Genomic DNA, 23,143 nt, shown 5'->3' with positions numbered 1-23,143 from the left:
TTATTTACCAAATAAACTACGATGTAGAGCTTGTAATACGGTGGCAGTGGTAAAGACGCAATGCTTGTCAAACGCTAGACTGCCTTGAATCGTGCCGTGGTAAATCCACTGATTAAACTGATTGGGATTTAGGTCATCCGGTAATGGAACTTGCAACCGGGCTGACGAAACCCAAGAACCATTGGGCTGTTGCTGTGCTAATAACCAATCAGTTGCTTTGGTCATTGCTGCTTGTACTGCGGTATCTTGCCGTCTCAGTATCAGCAGTCGCAAGCACCAAGCTGTGGCAAATGGCGAACCAGAGGGGTTATCGCTAGTTGCGACAAATCCTTGGGAATTGAGGCGGTTCATTCCCCACACCACGGCGTTGGTAATACAATCAGAATTGGGATAACAAGCGGCGATCGCCTCAGCCGCTAGAGCCGTTACATATTCGGAATCTTGCCACCAGTAAGCCAGCCAGCTACCATCATTTTGCTGAGTCGATCGCAAATAATCCTGAAGCTGAGAGCGGTATTCAGGCAAAGCTGCAATTGCCGCACTCACGCAAGTATGGGAACCGCACCAACCCGCAAATCCTATTTCAGGAGAAGCATGAATAAAAGCCCGAATCGATTCCTCACTCTCATAGGTGCAAATGCCTCCATCCGGCCGCTTATGATCTGTTAGGGATTGCATCGCTTGACACGCCCGTTCTGAATCACTCTCACCAATAGCGCGGGCAAGCTGGAGTACCCAACCAGTACTATCTGCATCGCCAGGAGGCAAGCGATTGTAACCCCATTTGCCATTGACGCGATGACGGCGACTATTGAGCAGATTCCAAGCTGTAGAAACAGCTTTAGGAACGCGGGAATCGGGTATATTCGCTAACATTGTTCCTACATAACCCGTCACCCATTCATCGCTCAAGCCAGCTGCTAGGTGAAAATCAATCCACCACCCCTCGGAGTTGCGTGCAGTTAGCAAAAAAGTAACGGCTGATTCGATAGTGTCTGCGTCACCACGTTCTTGCTTGGTTGCGTCCTCTGTACTTACTGTCCCAGCAGAACGCCCAGGTATTTTACTCAGGGGTTGATGCATTGCACCAAAATAAATTTTACTCGCTAGGGGTTGCCCTGATTGATAAATGAGTTTGATATGGTTCAACCCCCGGACATAAATGCGATCGCCCAGACGCTTTACAAGGCTATAGCCGGAGTATTTGAGCAAAGCATCCTTGGTTTCTTTGGCACATAAACCTTGGGAAGTGAGATAATCTAAGAGCGATTCCCATTGTCCGTTGACGCAGGCTTGGTAGCGGGTGAGAAAAATTCCTTCAATGCCAATTCGCGGATAAATCTGTTCGCCAATATCAAGGTCGAGGATAATGCCATCAACATAGCCAGAAAGGGAGTTGACGAGCTTTTCTACCTCTGCAAGTTGTCCTGTCCAGCCTATTTCAGTCAAGTATGGCAGCAATTCTGAGGCAGAACCGACAAGGCAGAGTCTTATCGCTTCCACGCTTCGGGAAAACATCAGCCCAACCTGAAAAATGCTGGTTCGGGGAGGCAACCGCTTGATACAGTCGATGAATTTTTTCTCTAAGGCGGGAGGTAGGGGCGTGCCTAATAATAAAGGCATAGCTTGTTCCCAAATCCAGGAGTAGTTGAAGGAGATTCCTGAATTATCTGGTGGGCTAGTCACTCCGAAAAATAACGCAGGTATGGGGATATTATTTGTACTAGTAGTCTGATGACCAGCAGAGGGGCAGAGGGGCAGAGGGGCAGAGGAGAGAGTACCTTCATTCCCCCCTGCTCCCCTGCTCCCCTGCTCCCTTGCTGGGTCTACACAGCAATTTTGGTTTGCTAAACCACTAGTATCGCTATCCAGCTTTAAATCAAACTCTAACCAAAGATCGCTAATGAAGTAATGGAGTAAGGAAGATGGATCTGCCCATTCGGTAGAGAACTTCTGAATTTGTTGCCAAACAAGATGTTTGTTAAAATCCTCCGACAGACGTGTGTGGGGGTTTAAGCCTGCTAAAATTTCTCGACCGGTTTCGGTAACTTGAAAAGCAAAGTCAACTACTGGAGCAGAAGGTTGCAGGCGATATTCAAAACCATAAGTGGAAGCGATCGCATCTGGAAAGTAACTGCTTACAGAGTCGAGTTGTTCTATCGCTTGTGGGCAGACTAGGGGGGTGAGATGCGGCTTGATGGGTTGCAGAGAGTCTTTTAAAGAGTACAGCCAGGTATTAGTGCGTTGGTAAACCATGACAGAAACAAAGATGAGTAAGCGATCGGATTAGTTTCGGCTTTTGCTAGGTTTGAGATAAGAAAATAATTTAAGTCGTTCTTCGGTAAACAATTGGATTCATGGAAGTTTCAGCCAAGTCTCCGGGTTTCAATCCTGGCAAACAGGTAGATAAGTTGCGTTGGCGAATTACAGCGGCAAACTGCTCCTGCGGTAGAGCATCGGCGGGTACAGGGGGCATTGTTACCCTGGCTCCATCGGCGTAATAAACAATCACTAAGGCTTCGCGGGTGCGATCGCTTGTGTTTTTGCGCGAACTGTGCGGCGTCCAGCCAGAATGAAAACTCGCATCTCCGGCTGCCATTGCTCCATAATTTTTGAGTTGAAACCCCGATTTAATAATGGATTGCTCAAACTCATCCATTGACTCATCTAGCGGCATTGAAGCCCCGATATAGCCCTGTTTGTGGGAACCGGTAGCAAAAGTCATCGGTGCCATTTCTGGGGAAACCTCCGACAGAGCAATCCACATTGTGAGTATTTGAGTTGTATCTAGGGGCATAAAGTAACCATCTTGATGCCAAGGTGTATTGCCGCCTCCCGGTTTTTTGAAATAAGATTGGTCGCGGAATAAGCGGACAGTATCAACTCCTAATAAATCGGCAGCAATCTTGCCAAACCGATGAGCTAAAACAAAGCGTTGGGCAACTAAATCTAGTAGGTAAAGGTTTTCAACAAACTGCCATCCTTGACTTTGACCGCTAACAGTCTTTTCCATCGCCTGCTGTTCGCGATCGTGGCGGTCAACCGTTTCTACTAACGCAGGTTTGTAGACAGCTATTTCTTTGGGAGAAACTACACCGCGCACCAGCAAATGTCCATCGTGCTGAAAGTTATGAATTTGCTCGGTTGTGAGGTCATAATCGCTGTCCAAGGGGAAGTTATCTACCTCAGAATTATCAAACGCTGAACTCGCTTGTGAGTAATTTGCATATTTGTTTGCTGGCTCAGTCTGCGTAGGCGCATATACAATTGGATTGTTTGCACTGTCTGTCAAATTTGGGTTAGGCATATATTTTAGATTTAGATGAGAAATGATGTTTGATTTGGTTTGAAGTAATCGTTTGATTGCCTTCTGTATTACTTCTTGGGAGAACTGAAATCAAAATATGCAACCTTTGAGATTGTGAAGAATAGTTCAGTTGCATCACAATGCTCGAAAACCTCTGACATCAGGCAATTAAAACTCTCTGAGTATCAAAAGCGACTGTCCCTTTCACTCCTTAAAGGGGTAGGATGAGCTTAACTAATTCACTACAAAAAGCGAAGGGAGAGGCTGCCGTCGATAGCCTCTCCCTTTTTTAGAGCAGATTTTTTTTAGTAAAAGTCATAATATGTTTCTTTTGCCACTCTAGGCAGAGGAAAAAGAGAATAAAGCTTATAGCTTTTGCCGCATCATCAGTTGAGCGAATGGCCCTTGCTGATTGACTAGTCGCTCAAAACTGCCCTGCTCTACAACCCGGCCATCCTGAAGCATATAGATACGGTCAGCATTGTGGATTGTACTGAGTCGGTGAGCAATGACTATGCGCGTCACCTTTAGGCGATCGAGGCTTTCACTTACAATAGCCTGGGTTTTGTTATCTAAGGCACTGGTAGCCTCATCGAACAGTAAAATCCGTGGTTTCAATACTAATGCCCTAGCAATTAACAGCCTTTGCCGTTGTCCGCCAGAGATATTACCACCTCCTTCACTGACAACAGTGTGCATACCCATTGGCATAGCTTGGATATCATCTGCTAAACCCGCCATCCGCGCGGCTTCCCATGCCTCATCAATTGTGACTAAAGCACCACTGGCAATGTTTTCAAAGATAGAAGCTGACATTAATCGGCTATTTTGCAAGACAACACCTATCTGTCGGCGCACAGCATGAATGTCTAGTCCTGTCAACTCCTGTCCATCATAGTAAATACTGCCAGATTCCGGAGTCTCAAATCCGAGTAATAAGCGAAACAAAGTTGATTTCCCACTCCCAGAAGTCCCCACCAGAGCAATAAATTCCCCAGGTTCAGCTTGAATATTCACATTATTTAAGATTAAGGGTCTATCATCGCGGTAGCGAAAAGCCAGATGGTCTACAACAATTCTGCCCGATAACCTGCCGGGGTCTGCTTTACTATTATTAACTTCTGGTTCGGCTTGCAAAATTGGCTGGGCACGCTTCCACAAAGGTATGACTTTCAGAACATCGACAACGGTTGTACTCAAGCTGGTTGCACCGCTAATAAAGGTACCAAAGGCAGAGTTGAACGCGAGGAAAGTACCAATGGATAGTGCTTGAGTTCCCGTCTGCTGGCTCTGCTGTAGTAATGTGGCAGTAAACCAAAAAAGCACGCCAGATGTGAATATGGGCAAAACTTTATTGCAGACGTTGAGAACGTCTTCAATCGCTTGGGTACTCAACACTAATTTTATTTGCTGGCTATACTGTTTACCCCAGTAAGCAAAAGCGCGTTCTTCAGCTCCTGCGACTCGCAATTTGGCAACCCCGTTGATTAGCTGCACCATCACGCCAAAGATTTGTCCTTGTTGCTCCAATAAGGGACGAACCTTGCCCAGGGTGAGCATACCAGAGAAGAAAGTCAGGGCAATATTTACAACAGCTGCAACAAGAGCGATCGCGGTTAACGAACCGTTGTAGTAAATTAGCAATCCCAAGTTTAAGAGGGCAAACACGCCAGAGAAAATAGTTTTGAGAACTGTGCCACTGAGTATGGAACGGATCTCGCTGATGCTAGAAACCCTAGATTCTAAGTCACCGATAGAATACTGATTAAAAAAAGATACACTTAGCTTCAATAGCCTGTCCCACACCGCAGTTTGAGTGGATGAGTCGGCAAAAGTTTCTAGTCTCATGAGGGCAAGCCCTTGAGCTAGTTGAAAAATTGTACCTCCAAAAGCTGTTGCACAAAGACCTAAAGCGATTTGTAACAATAGTCCGCGATCGCTATCGGGAACGGCGTTATCTATGAGAATAGCAATAGCTTGGGGCGTTACCATCCCTAATAAAGAAACAGCAATTGCGCTTAATAGGATGATAACTAGATCCTGAAAATGGCCCTGTAGTGCAAATAGAAGTATATCCCAGGTTTTGAGGTGTTTGTCGGGCAAAGGTCGATAAAATACATAGGCGGTGGTGCAGAGCCTAGCAGCACTTTGTTCGTTTACAGGAGTGCGAGTCTGCTTGAGGGGATCGAAAATCTCATAACTGTTACCTCTTGTACGATTCTTAACTGGTAACAGAGCCACCGGACTTTCGTCTTCTAAAGTGTATCCCAGCATCGGGCCGCAGTCACTTTTCCACCAGTTGCCAATTAGATGCAAGCGACGCATCCGAATTCGTGAAGCACGGGCGATCGCATCTATTGGGTGTTTAAGGCGTTTGAGGTCTTCCGAGCGAGCTGGAGGGCGAATCGCAATGCCTAAAGCACGTCCCACTGCTCCTGCTGCAACTAATAGAGCTTGGTCTGAGGAATTATTGCCATGTATTATCTGTGAAGAAGTGGCTGTTTCCTGCGGTTGCACTACAGATGACAGTTCCTCCAAAGTTTCATTCATCACTTGACGCTTCAGGTGTTCTCTTTGCCGACACCTTTGGATTTCTTGCTGGATTTCTTGCTCAGAGAGCAAGTTAATTATTTGCAGGAAATTCATTTGCAATTGAGCCAGACTAACCATTAAAGTGTCTGCTTCTTGGATATCTTCAGCACGAAAAATTTCTAATTCTAATATGCTCTTTGCCTGCAACCACATATCAGCACTCACAGGTAACAGACCAGACGCAGCATCAACAATTAGTTCGGCAAATCCCATTAAATTAGCATAACCACTTTGAATTCGTACCCAAGATATGCTGCCTTGTTCTGGTTGGAATATTTCGCCAGGAGTTAAGGAGAAGAACTGAGTTCCTGGCTTTAAAATTTTCAAGTTACGATTAGGTTCGCAAGCCACAGCCGAACCCAATTGATATATCCAACGCTTTACCAAATTCACTGCATAGTCTTGTTTGTCTGGGAAAATCGACTCAAAATCTTTGCGAGAGATTTTGAGCAGTTCTGTTTCTTCAAGGGACACTGCTAAAATTTGCAATTGCTGGCTTTGAAACTCAGATGCTATTGAAAACATCGCTTCTGCGGATTTGACATTAAATAAGTAACGCCGTTTTCCTTCTGGGTTACCATTGTTAACCGCAATGGCAAATAGCGACATGGAACCCGATCGCACTATCCAAACTGTCTGGGGGTCATCTAATAGTAAAGGTTGATTGCCTTTAAATCGATAGTACTCTCCTGGTAGCGGAATTTTGTTTTCAATAAGCATCTTTTTAACCTACTAAAAAGTTATGCAAAGATGTTTGTAAACAAATACAAGGCTCTCTTGCATTTGTTTTGACTCTTTGATGTTGGTTATATGCTTTATTGGGAAAACCTGGGTTGATTTATGCTTTTGAGCTAGGTGCAAAAATTTACCGCTTAGTTATTTTCTCACGTCACGGTTGCAAACCATTTCTGCGTAATCAGTGCAAGGTTTAGCCACTATAGAGGATAAGTAAAATTTACCATTTTCCCTATTCATGCAACAATGCCGTTTTTAGGATAAAGTTGCCCGCTTATGGGCAAGGCTCTAACCCCATAAATTTCGGTAGAATTTACTTAAAACTCCATCACGATTGAGGATAGCCATGTATGACGATCGCTTCCGAATCTCCCAAGCCCTTATCTGAAACTTTGCTTGCAGGCGGTGGCGAAATGGGAGCTTTGATGCGACGCAAGGACTGGTCGAGCACGCCCTTAGGCCCCGTGGAGAACTGGCCGCCAACGCTGCGATCGCTAGTCAGCACCATTCTCGTGTCTCGCTTTCCCCAGACCATTCTTTGGGGGGATGACTACCTCCAGCTTTATAACGATGGCTTCATTCCGATATATGGAGCAAATCACCCAAAGGCACTGGCGCAACCCATACGCGAGACTTGGGCAGAAATTTGGGATGACCAAATGAACCCGATGTTTAGTGGAATCAGGGATACGGGTGAGGCTTTCTATGCGGAAGATTTACTTTTTCAACTCCTCCGCTCTGGCTATTTGGAGGAGGCTTATTTCACGTTCTCCAATAGCCCGATTCGGGATGAGACAGGCACGTTCAGAGGGTTAATTTCTACTGCAACCAATGAAACCACCGAGCAAGTGCTGAACCGACGGCGCTTGACGATCCTGCGAGAGTTGTCGATCGCTGGCAATGGGGCAAAAACGCTACAGTCTGCCTGCCTCGCTGCCGCCGCTACGCTCAACCCTTACGATATTCCCTTTGCCGTGTTTTATCAGGTTCATTCTCAAGGCGCTCGGGTAGAACGGGTAGCCCTCAGTGGACTAACCCCAGACAGTGCCGCTGCCCCCGCAACGGTGGCGCTAACCGTGCCTGCTGACGCGAGTAGGTTGTCCTCAACGGATTTAGGGTGGCGGCTGGCGGAGGTGCTGCAAAGCCGTGAACCGCTGCTGATGACCGATGTCATCGAGCGCTTCGGATCGCTACCGATGGAACCGTGGAACGACAGTCCCCATTCTGCTTTCATTGTGCCAATCTTATCGAGCAACAAAGAAATTGTGGAATGCCTGCTGGTGGCCGGAATCAGCCCCCGTCTCGCGTTTAATGCAGCGTACCGCTCCTTTCTGGAACTGGTGGCGCAACAGGTTGAAAGTGCGATCGCTACGGCTCGCAGCTATGAGGAAGAGCGAAAACGAGCAGAGGCATTAGCAGAACTCGATCGCGCCAAAACGACTTTCTTTAGCAACGTATCTCATGAATTTCGCACCCCGCTAACGCTGATGCTGGGGCCTCTTGAAGATGCGTTGAGCGATTCAGATCGTCCCCTTTCACCAGATCAACGGCAGCGGCTCAAATTAATCCAGCGGAATGGATTGCGATTGCTGAAACTGGTGAATACGCTTTTGGATTTTTCCCGGATTGAGAGCGATCGCATCTCTGCCGTTTACGAACCAACAGACTTAGCAACCTTCACAGCAGAGTTAGCCAGTGTCTTCCGTTCTGCAATTGAACGAGCTTCTTTACGCTTTGTAATAGATTGTCCGGCTCTGAGAGAGCCAATTTATGTCGATCGCCAGATGTGGGAAAAGATTGTATTTAATCTAATCTCGAATGCATTTAAATTTACATTTACAGGCGCAATTACGGTTCGTTTACATCTGGTTGGCAACTCTGTTGAACTAGCGGTACAAGACACCGGCATTGGCATTCCAGCCGCAGAAATTGGACATCTATTTGAGCGATTCTACAGAGCCAAAGGAGCGCAGGGACGGACGTTTGAAGGATCGGGAATTGGTTTATCCCTGGTACAGGAATTGGTCAAATTGCATGGAGGCACGGTTGAGGTGAGCAGTGTTGAGGGAGAAGGCAGTTGCTTTCGCGTCTGCATTCCGACTGGCTGCGCTCATTTACCCGCCCAACGGATTGGAGCAACCCACACATTAGCATCAACCGCAACTGGGACATCCCCCTACGTAGAGGAAGCGTTACGATGGTTGACCGAAGAAAATGAAAGCACGCAAGCGGTCTCAATTGAGGAAGGGAGAGAAATTAACTTTGCACCAACATATACCCACATTCCCCCCTCTGCATCCAACCGAATTTTGCTGGTGGATGACAATGCCGATATGCGGAACTACCTGAAGCGGTTACTGAGCGAACGGTGGCAGGTCGAGACGGCTGCCAATGGCGCGATCGCTCTCGAAGCGATCCAACAACAACTGCCCGTTCTCGTGCTAGCAGATGTGATGATGCCGGAAGTAGACGGCTTTCAACTGCTCAAAATTTTGCGGGCCGATCCCATTACCCAAAGTATTCCAATTATTCTCCTGTCAGCACGAGCAGGGGAAGATGCAACGGTGGAAGGACTAGAAGCCGGAGCCGATGATTACCTGATCAAACCCTTCTCAGCCCGCGAACTAATAGCGCGGGTGGAAACTCAACTGCAAATGTCTCGACTCCGCCAGGAACTATCTGCCAACCGCTTCAAAAATGAGTTTCTCATGACAGTTACACACGAACTGCAATCGCCACTGGCGATCGTTTTGGGATGGGTGCGATTCCTCCAAACCCAATCCCTCGATCCCGATGCAATGGCACGAGCGTTAGCAACGATCGAGCGTAACGCCACGATTGAAGCCAAACTGGTCAAGAATTTGCTAGATGTGGCAAGCATTCTCTCTGGCAAGCTGCGCCTGAAGTCTCAAACGATCGATCTCGCCTCTCTGATTCGGTATGTAACAACAAACTTTCGAGAAACGGCTAAGTCAAAGAATATTAAACTGGTTGAAACGATATCCAATGAAGTGCCAACCAATATGTTTGCGGATGGCGATCGCCTTAAACAAGTTATTGCTAACCTACTAGAAAACGCCATCAAATTCACGCCAGAGGGAGGAAAGGTAGAAGTTAAATTGTCATTGGTCGCTGGTCATTCGTCATCGGTAGAAGGACTTTTGACAAATGACAAAGGACTAATGACTAACTACGTTCAAATTACGGTCAGCGATAGCGGAATTGGCATTCGTCCTGATTTTCTGCGCTCCGTCTTCGATCGCTTTACCCAAGCAGAAGTGCCCAGTCGCCATACACCGGGCGGAGTGGGAATTGGATTGGCGATCGCCCGGCATCTGGTTGAATTACATCACGGTACGATCGAAGTAGCCAGCGAAGGAGAGGGGCGAGGTGCAACGTTTACGGTTCGACTACCATTAATCAATGCTGAACTCAACCCGAATCCAACCCCATCAGGGCAATAAATTCGGCGTTACATAATTGAAGTATGAATCAAGCGATCGCCTCAAGAAAAGCGATCGCACTTCTTCCGAATATGAGTTGATGTACACCTTGGATATTGCATAGCGAACGTTAGAATTCACACTTGAATTATGTAACGCCCCATTTCTAGCTATGGTAGGAGTCTCCAGGAAGGAAATTAGATGACTAAAATATTACAACCAGGACAAAGCTACACTTTTAATAATTACTTCCAAATGTCTTTTCCAATAGAAGAGATATTAAAAGAGCTTAACTACAATTATATTAGTCAAAAATTAGAATTACCTGTTGTTGAGAACCTTCCAAGTAGCTTTGAGCAGTTAAATACAACTATCAACAGAAATCTGCGGCTAACTAGTTTGTTGACGGAGGATGCTAGGAAACAAGCGGCGATCGCTCCTATATTATTTGAAGTCTGCGATTATTACCAAACTAAGCTCAACATTGAGTATCCGGTGAATGCTGGTGAATACTTAAAAGGGACATTAGACTACTACATCAAAAACAGCAAACAACTGTTGGTAGTGGAAGCTAAAAATGCTGACTTGACCAGAGGTTTTACTCAATTAGCTGTAGAATTGATAGCATTGGCACAAATTAATGAGTCGGAAGCAACCAAAATTTATGGGGCTGTAACAATTGGTAATATCTGGAGATTTGGTTTTCTCCAGCAGCAAGAAAATTTAATTTATGAGGATTTAAACTTGTACATAGTGCCAGAGCAGTTAGAAATATTGTTCAAAATATTGCTAGGGCTGCTGGGGTGAATTAATCTTTTTACACAAAAATCGACATTCCCTTCTAAAACTTGTTTGCGAACTCCTTTGTGAACTGCTGCTGGAACTACATGATAGTCACGAACAGCACCAGCGAACCACTAACGCTGCACTCAATCAGCTTGGGGCTATCTTGATACAGCTAACAAGGATTGACCCTCAAAATTAAACCCTGTCTCAAAAGGTATTGCATCTACGTCAGTCGGTTTACTCTACCATGCCAAAAGCATAAGGCAATTTAGCTTACTTTCATCACTGGGTTCTCAAGCGATCGCACTCTTATTAACTTATTGTACTTCCGTTTTCCTCCCCTCTTTACAAGGGGAGCATCCCAGTTTTTTGCAAAGAGGACGAAAATCAGTCAGGATAAGTAAGACGAGTGTATTTACTTACCGATGACCCCAGAACAAAAGCAAGCTCTTGAAGAACATGTTCAAGCGATCGCTAAAATACTATACGAAGATACGTCACCAGAAAGACTAACAAGCCTTGCAGGAATTGAAGAGGCAGTGCGAAGTCAAATGCAAAAGCATGTCATGCCAGAAGTCGGGGTTTTTTTATCGAAACGGTTACGGGAACAAGTGCAGGGTATCAACGACGACTAAAAAGTATTCTAGGAGAGTTGCCAATTACAAGTAAGCAGACGCAGCAATTGGGAGTCGCTTCTAGCAATCAACTAAGTCCGTATCTGGAAATTTGCTGTCTACGTGTGAGTGCCAATGTCAGCTATGAACATGCAGCAGCAGATATCGAATATTTTACAGGCATCCAGGTTTCCCGCAGCAGTCAGCAGAGATTGGTGCATCGTCAAAACTTTGGATTGCCAATGCCAGAAGAGACGGTTGAAGAATTAAGCGTCGATGGTGGAAACATTCGTGTCCGCACTACTGAAGGTGAAATATGTGCTTGGCTTGGCTATAAAGCGATTAGCTTACATCACAATGGAATGGTTGGAACGTCCTTTCAAGATAATCAGGTTGTCATTGATTGGGTTAATGACCAAACACTGGCTAGCCCACTCACTTGTATTGGTGATGGACATGACGGCATCTGGAATATAATTGACCAACTAGCACCTGATGTGCAACGTCGAGAAGTACTTGATTGGTTCCATTTGATAGAAAACCTCCACAAAGTTGGGGGTTCACAAAAACGCCTCAAACAAGCACAAGCTCTACTATGGAAAGGGCAAGTTGATGCTACTATTGCCCTATTCACTGATTGTAAGGGTAAACAAGCACAAAACTTTTGCCGTTATCTTGATAAGCATCGCGATCGCATTATTAACTACGAATATCATCAAGCTGAACAAATTTGTTCAATTGGTTCTGGTTCGGTTGAATCTGCCGTTAAACAGGTTGACCGTCGAACAAAGATTTCCGGGGCACAATGGAAACGAGAAAATGTGCCTCAAGTCCTTGCCCATCGCTGTGCCTACCTTAATGGATTATTGTCGGTTTGAGGTACTTCAAAAACTGAGATGCTCCCCTTTACAAGCACCAACTTTCCACAGTCTCCGGTGACTTGCTTCCAATCCTTACCCGTATTGCTTCCTTCAAATAAGCGATGGAAAGCGACAAGCCGCTAAAAGCGTCTATTTATTTCACTGAGTAATTAGTTTGCAGTAAGATTTTTAGCCCTGATTTTACGCGAATTAAATTTATCCATTTAACCTATTTTCCAATCAAATAGAAAAATCTGTATCTTTAGATACTTTTTACTGCTTTTTTGAGAAATGTCATGTTATTGTAACTTTGATCGAGTCTTGCTCAGTCAATTCAGGGAATCATAATTATCGAGTGGTTCATTCACGATGGACTATAAAAAAGTTCGGTTGAAATGGGAAAATTATTGGTTTAAAACCTTTGGCAGATGGCGATCGTGTCCGCTAACCTGTCCAATAGACAGACCTCATCATCGGCACGTTTTTTGGAGTTGGATTGGTAGTTTCTTGGCTATCACTGCAACGTCTTACCTTGCTGTAAAAACTAATTCTCCTTTGCTGATGGCTCCTTTTGGTGCTACAAGTGTCTTGATATTTGGTGTTCCTGAAAGTCCTTTGGCTCAACCTCGCAATGTTATTGGGGGTAATCTTTTAGCTGCTATCGTGAGTCTGATAATTCTGCATTTTCTTGGTTCTTCTCCCTTGGCAATGGGAATGGCTGTATCTAGTGCAATTGGAATCATGCAGCTTACCGGAACTCTACACCCACCTTCGGGTGCTGTTGCATTAGTCGTCATGATGACCAAACCCGACTGGCAATTTCTACTAACACCTGCCTTTGAGGGATCGATGATTCTAGTGCTATGCGCTGTGATATTTAATAATTTAGCCGAAGAGAGGACGTATCCAAAACACTGGTTATGGGGCATGATGCGTAAAACCCCGCAATTTAAAGAAAAAGAAATTATCTAAAGATAAAGGAAAACAGCGTACTGATTCAGCACCTTTGTTGCATCGAAGAGCAAAAATTAATTTTCTGTTTCTTACACAGCAGCTCTAAAAGACTTGTGCGTACACGGTAGCTACGCAAGCGGGGAAAGGTGTGGGCACAGCAGTGCTCATAGGTGTCAACTTAACGTGAAACCCTGATGAAAACGTGATGAGCGAGTTCTACTCAGTTATACCGTTTCACTTTAAGTTTGATACATTTAGGCAAGCAGAGGGGCAGGGGAGCAGAGGAGCGGAGGAGAAATTATTTGTATCTTGAATTTGGTGAAATGGTATTACCATCAAGATCCGCGTTACCCCACCCCGGCTTTGCTGACGCAAAACCGCCCCTCCCCTTGGCAAGGGGAGGGGTTGGGGGTGGGGTAAAACGTATGTGGGATAAGCGTTTGAGCTTAAGTTGACACCAATGAGCAGTGCTGTACCCCTACACCCAAGGTCTATTTATCATCAAAGAATGATTAATAAAGGTCTGAAACGACCTATGCATAGAAACGCACACCATGATTAATTTGTACAGTGTGTAAGTCCTACTAATTTCCCAGACTTGATATCAATACCCAGCCTCAAAAAGTAGCCTGAGTGCGTAAGTCCTGTATTGGAGTACAGCACTGTGTAATAGTTTCGCTGGCAACGTCTTCCAAGCCAACAGACTCTAACAGGTCTTGCCAGTCAGAGGCTAGGACGGTATCTTTTGGTTTAGCAAGGCGGAGTTCGCTTAAAAGTGTCAGTGCGTCTTGCCAGATGCCCGCTTGAGCATAAAGGGCGACACGTTCTTGCGGTGTTGCTGTTCCTAAGCGACGAACTAAATCGGGGTTCGGTTCTATTCGTTGTACTAACCCTTCGACAGCAATATCTTCTGATTCTTCAGAGGAGGTTTGTGATTTGCAATCAACTAAGAAGTACCAATGATAATATTTACCAATTTCTAGTGGTTTCTCTGTTGTGGGAACGCGGACGCTAATTACTCCGGGCGTTCCTGATAAGTTAATTAACAGAGGCTCTTTGGTGATGGAATTATTATTTTCATCTAGTACTACAAACTTGACAACATCGATATCTTTAATTTGGTAAGGAACGTAAAACCAAAAGGTAGGATATTCAGCAGTTGTTAAGCCTAAAACAAATTTTGATAAGGGTTTGTCTGTAGTTGTTTGTTGCTTTAAACTCAAATTTCTTGGTATCAAGGGTACTAATGCAGTTAGAGGTTTGCTGACATTTGGACAATCACCACGCGTTCCTGCTCCTTGGCGATCGCCAGGCGCACCCCGGTTTTCTGGTTCTTTTTCTAAAGTTGGCTGAATAAAGCGAATTTTAGTACTATTCGAGTTATTGTTAGGTGGTTGTTGAGTTTGTGCGGGTTGTGTAAAACTAACTACTATAAAACTAAGACTAAACACTAATATCTGCGGAAATCGAAAATTTATTCTAGTCATAATGGAGTTTAGTTAAGTATTTGGTTGATAAACTTTAGTAGAAAGATGAATTCCGAAAGCAGTTGTTATAAAAGCAAAAACAGTAGGAACAAACGGCACCCAACCACCGAATAGTAAGAGGATAAAGCAGCAGCCGTATAAGGTAATTAGTGCAACAGCAATTATCGCTGCTAGTTGCGATCGCGGCCAACGATAGACAGCGATTATTCCTCCGACTAATGACCAACCGCACAGCCAGAGAACTTCACCCCATGCAGGCCATACCCATAACAATGGTCGGCGATTCATAACGGCACTAAGTATCTGGCTAACCATGTGAGCGTGAATTACTATACCTGGTACTTCTTGGTAGGGTCTAGTTTTTGTACTGTAAGGTGTGAAGAAAGAATCTTTAACACTGTCAGCATCAACACCGATTAGCACAATCCGATTTCTTACCCAATCGGGATTTAATTGACTTTTGAGAACTTGTGCGAGAGTAACTTGTCGAGCAACCTCGCGTGAGGAGCGATAATTGAGCAGTAATTGATGACCTCCTGCGTCAAATTGTTGATAACCACCTGTAGGAATATCTATAGGTTTAAAGACAACATTGCCAAGTTGCAAATATCCTTGATTGTTAATTTGAAATTGAATGCCTTCTTTTGCTAAATAGTAACTTGCCAGTTGCCAGCTTAAGGAGTAGCGTGTTTTACATGGGGATTGTGGGTCTGGAGTTACGGCTAATAGCTGACGGCGAACTACAAAATCACTATCTAGCACAACATCACTAAAACCGACGCGATCGCCTGTAATTTCTGGCGGAGGTGCAATGCCAGTCGCTTGTGTGTTGTCTCCACTGAGTTTACATATACCAAAAAACTTGTCGCTTTTATGCAAGCGAGTTGCTAAATCTTTGTATTGAGGTTCTACTGTAAAATCACGATAGAGATCTAAACCGATCGCTCTTGGTTGGTATAATTCCAATTTCTGCATTAACTGTTGCAATACCTCATCTGATAACGAGGATTTTTGCCGTTGCTTTTGGGCTTGAATGTCTGCTTCTGTGATTTTTACTATTAATAGGCGTTGGTCTGGGCCTTCATCTGGTCTAATCTGCATCATCGAATCGAAAGCCGACAGTTCCCATTGCTGCATGATTCCTAGCGATCGCAGGGTTGCTGTTGCAAGTGCGATGGCTATACTTGCCACTAATGCTGTTTGCAGTCTGTTTTTTTTGAACCAAGGAGAAGATATTGCTTGTGTTTGTCCGCGTAACCCGTTCCATGTCAGCGGTTCTTCTGCTGGGTTTTGGTAAATCAATGGCAACCAAGAAGCAGTAGGAAATTCATCTTCTAGACCTTGTAATCTTTCTCGTGCGTAACGTGCTGCCAAATAGTAAGATTGGCCTCCTGCTAAAGCTGAGAGGAAATTCTTTAAAAACTCTTGAGCAACAAAATCCGGCACATTCTCTCGCATGATAATAACTTCGGGAATGTGCAAATCGGCTAACTGCCATGCCAATCCCAAACCATCGCAGGAGTTAAATATAGCAAGTTTTAAACCCTGTGCAACTGCATATTTTAAAGCGTTTTTTAATTCTGGTATGGTTAAACTGCTGGTTTGGTTAATATGTATTAAACCTGTATCTTCTTGACTTTGGCTATGCCCTGCAAAAAATAGAATATCCCAGCCTTGTTTATCCCATAACCACTTATCTAATTCTTGGCGTGAAGGCTCTACTAAAAATACTGTTGATGCATTAGGTAATTGCTTTAGTAATGTTTGGTCTTTCTGGATATCAATTCCTTTGCTATTACCTAATATCGCCAATATTCTAACTTGTCTATGATTTTTTTTAGGTAATACTTTAACTCGCTCATAACTTGGAGGAGTTAAAGCTACTTCTGCTTTTTGGTAATCGTCAAAAAAGTTCCATAGATGCCAAGGTAGTCTTCTTACCAGGCGATCGCTTGTTTCAATAATCACCTGAAATTCTTCATCTAAAGTCAATCTGGCTCGTAATTGTTGGTCAATTTTGCGAAATGAATTTGAGTTTAACCAACTATTAATTTGCTGATGTAATTCCTGACAAACTTCATTAAAATCGGTTTCACTAATATTAGTCAAGCCAACTGGTTCTATTTCAATTAAAGCCCGACCGTGAAATCGTTGTTGGAGTGCCTGATATATTAATTGATAGCGTTTATAAAGTTCAGCAATTTGTGGGGCTGGGGGTAAACTACCTGTAAATTGCATCGGACGAGAGTTGTTATCCCACAATTGTGCATTCACAATTGAGAAGCCATCATTTAAGTTACCTTTATCTAAATTTATAACAACTAACTTACCCATCGTTAATTACTAAACCCTTCCCTGCCTTCTAATTATCAAACCACAAAATCTTCTGTAATGCTAAAATCACCTAGAATCAATTGAATACTAAAGCTAGTTTCACGCATACATTTAAAACGATTTAGTGAAATATAGTAATCTTGAGTTCTAGATTCAACTACTTGTAAAGTCTCCCCTGAACTAGAAAGTACTAGCTTTAAATGGGGTAGCAAATACTTTTGATTACCAACAGGATGCACTTGCACTAAAACACCAATTTTTCCTTCTGCTTCTTCGGTAAGAACAACTAGCAGTACTACAGATTGTTCTCCTAATTGCATTCCTAAATCGATGAGTTTAGCCCCATTAGCACCAGATATCCTAGAAGTATCAAAACTTCTAGTAGCAAACGCTAAATTTCCCAACTGTGACGTATTGATTAGCGTATCAATAGACTGCCAACCTATCTCAAAAACTCTGTCGAACCATTGACTCAAATTTACTTGTATTTTGTTGGGTACAATATCGGTAATAGGTGAAACCTCACTTTGCAATAAACCTAAACGCTGATTGTAAAGTTGCTGTCGCCATTGTTCGTTACCAATTAATGCTGCCCATTGGCTAAATGATACGTCTGCATGTAAACGCGGTGAATAAATAGATGGATTAGCTAAAATTCGTAACAAATTTTGAGCTTCCGCTGTTGATAAAGTTGCTAAAGGTGGCACTTCTTCTCGAAAATTTAGTCCTAGCGTCGCTAACAGTATGGTAAAATTTTCTGTTAACTCATCAACTGATAAAGAATAAGTGCGATCGCTTTGATTATATCTAGCTTCATTCTTCAATTGACGATGAGTCGCAAAGCCGCGTACCGCCATCCAACATTCATCTTCATCATCCAAATTTACCTGTACTGCTAAATAATAGTCAGCTACCCAACTGGGGATATCTACCCACTCCTGCGGTACAGATAATTCTTCTAAATCTGTGGTTTCAGTTGGTAATAGTATTAATCGTGTTTCACCTAATTGAATAGCTATACCATTCACTACTTCTAAAATAGTAGGTATATCTTTTCCAGTCCAAATTGAGGGTTGTGGCGCGGATTCTTCTTGCAGCCAATCTTCAAGCCAACTGATAAAACTATCCAAGCAAATATGATTGAGATATGAATTGTAACGAGCGATAGGATTAGAGTGGTGTTGCTGGCTATATTGCCACGCTCTTTTTTGCTCTGCTTCTGCAATCTTTAACCAAAGATGCTTTGTGTTATTACTTGCTAATTCCATTAAGTTAAACATTGATTTTACCTAATTATATTTGCTTAGATTTGGGAAAATATGCGTCAACAACGATATTAATTGTTTCTTCTATTTCTAACTTTTTGCCTGAATTATCTCTTTGTTTTATAATTGATTTAATTAGAGATTTATAGTGCTTTGTCAACCATTTTTCTACATACTCTTTCACCCAAATATCTATTTGTTCGAGCAAATTAGCTTGCAGTTTATACTGAGTTTGAGAAAGTTTTTCCTTGACTTCAGTTTGAGTAATCCCTAATTGATTAGCGATTTTGATTTCACTCAAGTGTTGACCGTAACAAAGTTGAAAAATTTCTTTTTCTTCCCTAGATAGTTTTTTAATTGCAGAGACTAAAGCTGCTTGAATCAAATCTGAGTGTAAGGGATTAGTGTAATCTTTCGCTAACCAATTTGTCACATAATCATTAACCCATTGTTGAGATTGCGATATGCCTGCTAAAGTTTCTAACAGCGTAATTGTAGATTTTTTCAAATATCGAGAAATTGTACTTTGATTAATTTCTAATCTAGCTGCTAACTGTTGTTGATTAAGCCCAAACCCATAGTAAAGCAGCAAAAGTTTTTGAAATTCAGGTTTCATCGCTTCTAGTTGTTCGCGCAAAGACAAACTAGTTTTTTTGTTAAGAAATTGCTGACTTTCTCCTACTTCTTCTGCTGAGTCGTGCCATTCCAGTTCTAAAGCTTCTTCTTGGATGTCAGATTTTGCTTCATATCCAGCAGTTTGTAAGGCATCAAGAGACCATTGAGGTACTATAGATTTGGGATAGTTTTGTAATGCTGCAATAGAATTTTCCATCCAAGATTGCATCTGCTTGGCGGTAATATTAGTCGAAGCAGATACCTCATGAGGTGCAGAAGACAAAACTTTCTCTGCATTGTAACACCGAGCAGCTTGTTCAAAATCTTCTCTATCTGGATCGGGCCATTTTTGACCATTTTTTCTAGCAGGATTTTGAACTTTGTTAAATAAATAAACTTGTTTAAAATATTTTTTAGCAAAAAGAATCTGAGAAATATTAGGTTCGTCCAGTCCTGATACTTGCAGTGCTTCTTTTAACTCTTTATCGCTCTTTTTAGATAACATTCGCCACTTAGAAAACTTTTTAACTCGCATTTCATCTTTAATATTGTTTTCTAGGGCGGTTGTTACATACGTCTCAATATTAGATTGCTGCGAATTATATTTGGACAATATTTCTGCTAATTTCAGTGGATCGTAAATTATCACTCTGGCAAAACAGAGATATTCTTCCCAATTTTCTTGGTTCTGATATTTACAGATATTTTTAACTGCCCAATAGCATTTTTCTTCAAAATAACTTGCTAGATGCTCCAATGCTAGTTGTTGTTTATTTCCTGGTTCCCATTCTGCTATTTTTTGAGATTCTTTAAGAGCTACAGTATGCCAAAACTGCGCTAGACCATTTCCTTTATCTTGTTGCCTCGATAAACTATAAACTTTCTCATTTTTTTGTACGTATAGCTCAATGTTGCGTTTTAAATAAGGTTGATATTTCCATTGCAGTGTTAACCGACCATTTTGATGGTTAAGCATGAGATAAGTAGAGAATTTATCAGTATTGTTCTCACGCTTTGGTAGTGTTGAGATGCCATCTAAGTTAACAAAGTTTAACATCTTCGTTGTTTTTATTTACTAAGTAACAGTGTTTTGTTATTTAATTTACAAGTATAAATATCATACTTCTCCTTATTTAATTCAGATTTTAATAACTTGTTGGGATTGCAATAGTTTTCAGGTAAATAAGTAGAAGGACTAAATTAAACCTAACTTGACATTGCCGGGTTTCGACTTCGCTCAACCCTCTTTTAGTCAAGCTATCGAGCATTGAGCGAAGTCGAAATGCGTCTTATAAATAATTGTGTACACCTACTTAGACCGCACTGTAGAAACATTTACTAGGAACTGTTAACAGTCAACAATCAATGTGAATGCGATCGCTTCTATGGAATTTACAACCAATTACCTACTAAAACGTAGGGGGCCCAATAAAAGGGGTGTTCTTGGTAATTTTGGAAAATGAACTCCTGGGCGCGACGCAAGGCTTCTGATTTGCTCAAGGCAGGGTTATTTTTTAACTGGCGATAGAACTCCCTCATCAACATTGCAGTGGATTTATCGTCTACTTGCCACAGAGAAGCAAGAGTAGTACGTGCGCCAGAACGCACAGCGACACCAGCCAGTCCCAAAGCAGCGCGTTTATCTCCGGTAGCTGTTTCGCAGGCACTTAAAACGAGTAATTCGATGGGAGAAGGTACTTGAGATGCACGTCCTACAACTGGCTCTCTAGTTTGCAATACCTCACGCAATTCCTTAACATTAATCTTGCCATTCCAAGTAAGAATAAATGTATCTTCTTGTTGAGAACTGAATTTGCCGTGAGTTGCTAAGTGTACCACAGGGTAAGAAAGAGAACTGACTTCCTTTTCAATGGTTTTATTGGTAAAGGCTTGGTTGATGAATTCTTTAGAGGGAATAACTGCTTGAATTTCCTTGAATTCATCGGCGACATTTGGTAGGGAACTAAAACCGAAGCGCGATTGAGTTAGTCCGCCGATTAAAGCCTCAAATCGTTTTGGTTTTGATTTGGGTTCTAGCAGTTGCAAACCAGGAGATAAGGCGACGCTGTATTTTTCTATGAGATATTGCTTGCCATTGTAGAGGGTTGCCATCGGAATATTCCGTAAGGAACCATCTAATACAAACACTAGGGTTTTGATTTGGTTTTGAGCCAAGTCTGCCTCTAAAGGCTGGATTAACCAATTGTATACTTGTTGAGAAAGCGCCTGGCGATCGCTAAATGTATAACGTTGCTTAAGTTTTTTCTGTAACTGTTCTAGTACTGTCTCTACTTCACTTTTTGCTTTGTAAGTCCTGTAGTGATGAAGTTGCTCTATATGCGGCAACTTGACAATCACCTCTACACGGTCTGCCAAAATAATTGGGTAGATGACTGCTGTGGCAGGGTTAGCATTATTAACCACCTCGTCAATTGAGGTTGGTTGAACAATCGAACAAGCATCTCGAAAAAAGTTGTCTAGTTGAGCTAACTGTAACGCTTCAATGACATCACGAGCTTGCTTTAAGTTTTGCAGACTCGGTTTCTCAGGTTGTAATAATAAACCAACTAACTGCCGATATACTGGTTCTACGCGATCGCGTAAGTCAAACTGAAGATCGGAATTGAGGGACACCAAATCAGTACGTAAAGACTTGAGAGTGGTGACTGCTTCAGTGTAAGCTGCCACTGCTGCTTGGGAATTTCCCTGCGCCAAGAGTAGACGACCTAACTGCCACTGCCATTCAAAAGCAATATCCGATGCATCAATTACCTGTGCCAGGTTCAAGGCTTGTTCGCTGTATTGTTGAGCCAGGGATAATTGTTTAGTCTGTTCGTATAGCTGACCCAAATTACCTAATGCATAAGACTCAGACCTTTGGTCTTGCAGGTCTTGGGCTTGTTGCACAGCTTTTGTTAATATCTGGGAAATTTTATCTACATTGAAGGTGGAATTTTCTTTTGTTTTTTGACTTGCTTCATTGAGACATACTAAACTTCGGGCAAAGTTTACCTGAGCATAGACTACGGCTCGGCTTGGGGTGAGTTCTGCTAGATTAGATTGTAATAATTCTAACTCTTCATTTGAGAGATTTTGCCCAAGAGATAGTAATACAGTTAGCCGATTGAGTTGGGCTTGAATTTTAGCGATCGCTGATGTAGATTTACTCGCACTTTTATAGTATAAATCTGCGGCATTTTGATAATATGTTTTAGCATTTTCTGAAATCAAGCCGTAGTTACAATGTAGTGGCAGAGAATTTTCTTCACTACTTGCGCCCCGTTGTAGACTTTTGTTGCCAAAACTATATAAAGTATTACCTAAGCTCAACAAAGTAGCACTTTCTTCTTGAGGCAATTCCATATTTTGAGCCATTGCTAAACTTTGCTCTAATAGCTGCTGAGACTTTTCTAAATCGCCCCTCACTCTTAAGGTATTGCCTAAACTACGTAATCCTAAAACTTTCAGTAATGAGTCGGGCTGTGCTTGGAGATTTTGCTCTACTTGCTGCCAAATATTCATCATTCGGGTAGAAAATCCCAAAGATTCTAAAGCTGTAGCTTGGTTAATTAAACTACCAATGTGACCTGCTGTATCGCCGATTTGAGTATAGGTTTTAGCTGCTTGTTGCCATGATTCTAAAGCTAATTCAGCTTGTCCTAATGCTAGTTGTAAACTACCTTGAGTATTGAGAGCAAGAGCTAAAATTTGTTTTGCTTCCTTAGTAGTGGGCTTTGCTTTAGTGAGTAACTTTAAACTGCTAGAAATTGTTGCCTTTGCTTGGTTCCATAGTCCTAGTTTCTGTTGTGTTAAAGAGAGATAGCTTAACGCTAAAGCTTGGTTTAAGTCATCTTTTTGGGATTCATATATCTGTGCAGCTTGCTGCAAGCTTTCTGCTGCCTGAGTAAATTTTTCTGCTTGATAAAAAGTTCTGCCTTGTTGTATTAGTTGTTCGGGGTTTGTTGGTGCTGAAACTTTTTCTCTAATCGACTGTTCTGAAAATTGAGTAAGTTTAGATTCAGCCGGAAGGATATGAAAACTCAAGGTGAAAATTAGCCCCAACATAGCTAAAAGGAGAATTTGCAATCTGCGTTGCCATCTTTGGCTTGTATAGAGGTATAAACGCACTTTTTTTAGCATATATTTTTCTT

The 23,143-nt window shown here is 42.6% G+C and carries 13 protein-coding genes; 4 read left to right on the top strand and 9 right to left on the bottom strand.

The genetic code is table 11. The features are described from left to right. The 3 genes from NSTC745_RS29070 to NSTC745_RS29060 all read right to left on the bottom strand — a co-directional run bounded on the left by NSTC745_RS29070 (window position 1) and on the right by NSTC745_RS29060 (window position 6,619). Window positions 1-2,256, bottom strand: a complete 2,256-nt coding sequence (locus NSTC745_RS29070; RefSeq protein ID WP_445634101.1) for a hypothetical protein — start codon at window positions 2,254-2,256, stop codon at window positions 1-3. Between the two features lie 70 nt (window positions 2,257-2,326). Continuing rightward, entirely contained in the window at window positions 2,327-3,307 is a 981-nt protein-coding gene (locus NSTC745_RS29065) for a phytanoyl-CoA dioxygenase family protein (protein WP_445634100.1), read from the bottom strand. 366 nt (window positions 3,308-3,673) lie between these two features. Then, entirely contained in the window at window positions 3,674-6,619 is a 2,946-nt protein-coding gene (locus NSTC745_RS29060; protein WP_445634099.1) for an NHLP bacteriocin export ABC transporter permease/ATPase subunit, read from the bottom strand. A gap of 365 nt (window positions 6,620-6,984) precedes the next feature. Here NSTC745_RS29060 and NSTC745_RS29055 point away from each other — a divergent pair, with 365 nt between their 5' ends. Further along, window positions 6,985-10,098: an ATP-binding protein gene (locus tag NSTC745_RS29055; protein ID WP_445634098.1), complete on the top strand. Its 3,114-nt coding sequence runs from the start codon at window positions 6,985-6,987 to the stop codon at window positions 10,096-10,098. On the opposite strand, the gene NSTC745_RS29050 is transcribed toward NSTC745_RS29055, so the two are convergent. Next, window positions 10,087-10,218, bottom strand: a complete 132-nt coding sequence (locus NSTC745_RS29050; protein ID WP_445634097.1) for a hypothetical protein — start codon at window positions 10,216-10,218, stop codon at window positions 10,087-10,089. The genes NSTC745_RS29055 and NSTC745_RS29050 overlap by 12 nt on opposite strands. 60 nt (window positions 10,219-10,278) lie before the next feature. Between NSTC745_RS29050 and NSTC745_RS29045 the strand changes: the two genes are divergently transcribed. The 3 genes from NSTC745_RS29045 to NSTC745_RS29035 all read left to right on the top strand — a co-directional run bounded on the left by NSTC745_RS29045 (window position 10,279) and on the right by NSTC745_RS29035 (window position 13,309). Then, window positions 10,279-10,884: a hypothetical protein gene (locus NSTC745_RS29045; protein ID WP_445634096.1), complete on the top strand. Its 606-nt coding sequence runs from the start codon at window positions 10,279-10,281 to the stop codon at window positions 10,882-10,884. 404 nt (window positions 10,885-11,288) lie between these two features. Continuing rightward, window positions 11,289-12,355, top strand: a protein-coding gene (locus NSTC745_RS29040; RefSeq protein WP_445634095.1) for an ISKra4 family transposase whose coding sequence is annotated in 2 segments (ribosomal slippage) — window positions 11,289-11,445 and window positions 11,445-12,355 — 1,068 coding nt in all. Because the reading frame shifts where the segments join, the coding sequence is not laid out codon by codon here. 351 nt (window positions 12,356-12,706) lie between these two features. Further along, a complete protein-coding gene (locus NSTC745_RS29035; protein ID WP_445634094.1) occupies window positions 12,707-13,309 on the top strand; it encodes an HPP family protein in 603 nt (200 codons plus the stop codon). Window positions 13,310-13,908: 599 nt separating this feature from the next. Here NSTC745_RS29035 and NSTC745_RS29030 read toward each other — a convergent pair. The 5 genes from NSTC745_RS29030 to NSTC745_RS29010 form a co-directional block, all read right to left on the bottom strand. Further along, window positions 13,909-14,778 carry a DUF928 domain-containing protein gene (locus tag NSTC745_RS29030; protein WP_445634093.1) on the bottom strand — a complete coding sequence of 290 codons (870 nt, stop codon included), beginning with the start codon at window positions 14,776-14,778 and terminating at the stop codon, window positions 13,909-13,911. Window positions 14,779-14,790: 12 nt separating this feature from the next. Continuing rightward, window positions 14,791-17,112, bottom strand: a complete 2,322-nt coding sequence (locus NSTC745_RS29025; RefSeq protein ID WP_445634092.1) for a CHASE2 domain-containing protein — start codon at window positions 17,110-17,112, stop codon at window positions 14,791-14,793. 35 nt (window positions 17,113-17,147) lie between these two features. Next, window positions 17,148-18,392 (bottom strand): DUF1822 family protein, encoded by a 1,245-nt coding sequence (locus NSTC745_RS29020; protein WP_445634091.1) that lies wholly within the window; start codon window positions 18,390-18,392, stop codon window positions 17,148-17,150. Window positions 18,393-18,405: 13 nt separating this feature from the next. Next, window positions 18,406-20,049 carry a sigma-70 family RNA polymerase sigma factor gene (locus tag NSTC745_RS29015; RefSeq protein WP_445634090.1) on the bottom strand — a complete coding sequence of 548 codons (1,644 nt, stop codon included), beginning with the start codon at window positions 20,047-20,049 and terminating at the stop codon, window positions 18,406-18,408. 335 nt (window positions 20,050-20,384) lie between these two features. After that, window positions 20,385-23,132 carry a CHAT domain-containing protein gene (locus NSTC745_RS29010; protein ID WP_445634089.1) on the bottom strand — a complete coding sequence of 916 codons (2,748 nt, stop codon included), beginning with the start codon at window positions 23,130-23,132 and terminating at the stop codon, window positions 20,385-20,387. Window positions 23,133-23,143: the final 11 nt, after the last annotated feature.

It is taken from the genome of Nostoc sp. DSM 114161 (assembly GCF_052692665.1).
The sequence above is the reverse complement of the archived record's forward strand: the minus strand, read 5'-3'. Positions and strand labels throughout refer to the sequence as shown.

What these genes read in the sequence shown, in the direction of transcription:
- NSTC745_RS29070 (WP_445634101.1), bottom strand. Translation starts at nt 2,256, where the DNA reads ATGGTTTACCAACGCACTAATACCTGGCTGTACTCTTTAAAAGACTCT.
- NSTC745_RS29065 (WP_445634100.1), bottom strand. Translation starts at nt 3,307, where the DNA reads ATGCCTAACCCAAATTTGACAGACAGTGCAAACAATCCAATTGTATAT.
- NSTC745_RS29060 (WP_445634099.1), bottom strand. Translation starts at nt 6,619, where the DNA reads ATGCTTATTGAAAACAAAATTCCGCTACCAGGAGAGTACTATCGATTT.
- NSTC745_RS29055 (WP_445634098.1), top strand. Translation starts at nt 6,985, where the DNA reads ATGACGATCGCTTCCGAATCTCCCAAGCCCTTATCTGAAACTTTGCTT.
- NSTC745_RS29045 (WP_445634096.1), top strand. Translation starts at nt 10,279, where the DNA reads ATGACTAAAATATTACAACCAGGACAAAGCTACACTTTTAATAATTAC.
- NSTC745_RS29035 (WP_445634094.1), top strand. Translation starts at nt 12,707, where the DNA reads ATGGACTATAAAAAAGTTCGGTTGAAATGGGAAAATTATTGGTTTAAA.
- NSTC745_RS29030 (WP_445634093.1), bottom strand. Translation starts at nt 14,778, where the DNA reads ATGACTAGAATAAATTTTCGATTTCCGCAGATATTAGTGTTTAGTCTT.
- NSTC745_RS29025 (WP_445634092.1), bottom strand. Translation starts at nt 17,112, where the DNA reads ATGGGTAAGTTAGTTGTTATAAATTTAGATAAAGGTAACTTAAATGAT.
- NSTC745_RS29020 (WP_445634091.1), bottom strand. Translation starts at nt 18,392, where the DNA reads ATGTTTAACTTAATGGAATTAGCAAGTAATAACACAAAGCATCTTTGG.
- NSTC745_RS29015 (WP_445634090.1), bottom strand. Translation starts at nt 20,049, where the DNA reads ATGTTAAACTTTGTTAACTTAGATGGCATCTCAACACTACCAAAGCGT.
- NSTC745_RS29010 (WP_445634089.1), bottom strand. Translation starts at nt 23,132, where the DNA reads ATGCTAAAAAAAGTGCGTTTATACCTCTATACAAGCCAAAGATGGCAA.